Here is a 2,469-nt window from a genome sequence, read left to right as displayed (position 1 = left end):
TTTTCATTTTTATGAATTAGCTATTAATTATATATAACTTAAAAATTAAATCATTAATTAATTAAAATTATTTTGGAGAAGGTTATATGAAAACTCATGCGATAGTTGTCATACTTATGTTCTCTCTACACTACTTTTTTTTAGAACTAGCAGTAATTAAAGATTTTCATATTTTTACTCTATAAAACTTATCAGATGCCTATCTTAATTTGGTTTATAATATCTTCAAATTTTGGAAAAAAATATCTGACAGGCCCCATATTTTTATAAAAATTTAAATAAATCTTTGCAATTAATTTATTATTAAGTTCAGGTGATGTAAATGGAAAAACTACATAAAATTATTATAATTGCCTTAATTGTTCTAATTGCCGTTGTGGGAGTGTTTTTCCTAACTGGCAATTCTGCTCCTGCAGGTGAGGGGCCTTCGTATAATGCAAGCGCATTAACTGATGCTCTTTCAATAGACATGAATAACTGGCAATATGACGAAACAAATGACATATATTATCAAATTGGGCTCGTATACTGTATGAATCCTGAAGATACTGATTATGAATCCTGTGGAATTTATGTTCCCGGAAAATACTTTGATGCAACCAAAAATTCAAATGGAACATACAGTTGCAAAATTAATGAAAATAACAAAGTTGGAAACTACACCGCAAGTTCCGCACCTATAGTAATGCCTGTTAATACTCCAGGTTATTCTGCATGCACAGCACCGACCAGCTACAATGCTGGTGAAGTCAAAGATTATGCTGATGCAGGTTTCATTTATCTGAATGCAGGGTGCAGGGGAAGAGACAATGCTGAAGCGCCAGATGGTGTGGTTGATTTGAAATCTGCCGTAACCTACTACAGATTCAATGGTGACGTGTTGCCTGGAGACAGTGAAAAAATATTCACCTTCGGCCATAGTGGAGGAGGAGCCCAGTCTGCAATAATGGGAGCTTCCGGAAACAGTGAATTATATAATCCGTATCTGGAAGACATCGGTGCAGCCATGGTCGGTAAGGATGGGAATGCCTTATCAAATGCAATTGCAGGTGCAATGTGCTGGTGTCCGATAACTAATCTGGACACAGCAGATGGGGCATACGAATGGAACATGGGACAATATGTGAGAAGTTCAGATTCATTCACCGGTGCCTTAAGCAATGATTTGGCAGCAGAATATGCCGCCTACATTAACGCATTAGGCCTAAAAGATCCAAACGGCAAAACATTGACACTTGAGGAAAGTGACAATGGGGTTTACACATCCGGCAGCTACTATGATTACATGTTAAGCGTCACTGAAGAGTCATTGAACAATTTCCTGAATGATACAACATTCCCATACACCCCAAGCTCCAATGCTATTGGGGCCATGCCGTCTGGAGGAACACCTAGCGGAGAAATGCCAAGTGGAGATGCACCATCAGGTGAGGTGCCATCAGGAGATATGGGCGGTGAAATGCCAACCGAAAGCACTGATTCAGACTCATCAGCAACTTATCAAACCGCTAAAGAATACATTGATTCATTAAATGGAAACGATACTTGGATTGAATATGATGCAAATACAAATACCGCCAAAATTACCAGTTTGGAAGCATTCGTCAAACATTGCAAAAATCCATCTAAATCAGTACCTGCTTTCGATGATTTGAATCGTTCTCAAGCTGAAAACGGATTGTTCGGTCTTGATGCAAACAGTTCATCACATTTCGACAAGACACTAAGCGATTTGCTCAACAACAACAGTGAAAAATACTCCAAATATGGTGATTACTCAAGCAGTTATGCTGAGGAATATAAAAATGACTTGGCCGCAACAGATAGCTTAAATACCAGCATGGAAACACGTGTGAACATGTACAATCCAATGTATTACCTATGTGACTATTATGATGGTGCAGGAAGCTCAGATGTGGCTAATCACTGGAGAATAAACACTGGTATTGAACAGGGAGACACTTCCCAGTGTGTCGATGTAAACTTATATTTGGCTGTTTTAAATAAAGTCGGCAATGATAATGTTGAGTTTTCAACAGTTTGGGATCAAGGACACACTCAAGCTGAAAGAACTGGTGATTCCACCAGCAATTTCATCAATTGGGTAAATGAATGTTTAAACTAAAATGAGTGAATAATTTAATTATTCACATTTCAATATTTTTTCATGAATCAGGTTTAATTAATTTTTAAAGATGATAATCAAGAAACATTAAAATTATGAATAAAAGGTAGTTTTTTAAATAGCCTAATTATATATAATTTGAAATTTAAAATATAAATTAACTAATAAAATTATTTGGAGAGGAAGAGTATGAAAACTCATGTGATAGTTGTATCACTTTCCTCTCTCTACACTACTTTTTGAAATTTAAAATAATTAAATATTTCATTCACTTGTTTATTGTGTGTTGGAATTAAAAAAAGTATTATGTTTCCATTAACATTTTATGGATTTTTCCATTATTT

General features: G+C 35.5%; 1 protein-coding gene. It reads left to right on the top strand.

Annotated features, from left to right (window positions below):
- The first annotated feature begins 322 nt into the window (after nt 1–322).
- Nucleotides 323–2,125 carry a subtype A tannase gene (locus tag ACKI5C_RS04850; RefSeq protein WP_407432075.1) on the top strand — a complete coding sequence of 601 codons (1,803 nt, stop codon included), beginning with the start codon at nt 323–325 and terminating at the stop codon, nt 2,123–2,125.
- Nucleotides 2,126–2,469: the final 344 nt, after the last annotated feature.

This window comes from Methanobrevibacter sp. (genome assembly GCF_045646045.1).
Taxonomy (GTDB): Archaea; Methanobacteriota; Methanobacteria; order Methanobacteriales; family Methanobacteriaceae; genus Methanocatella.
Note: the sequence above shows the minus strand (reverse complement) of the source record. Positions and strands in the feature narration are given on the sequence as shown.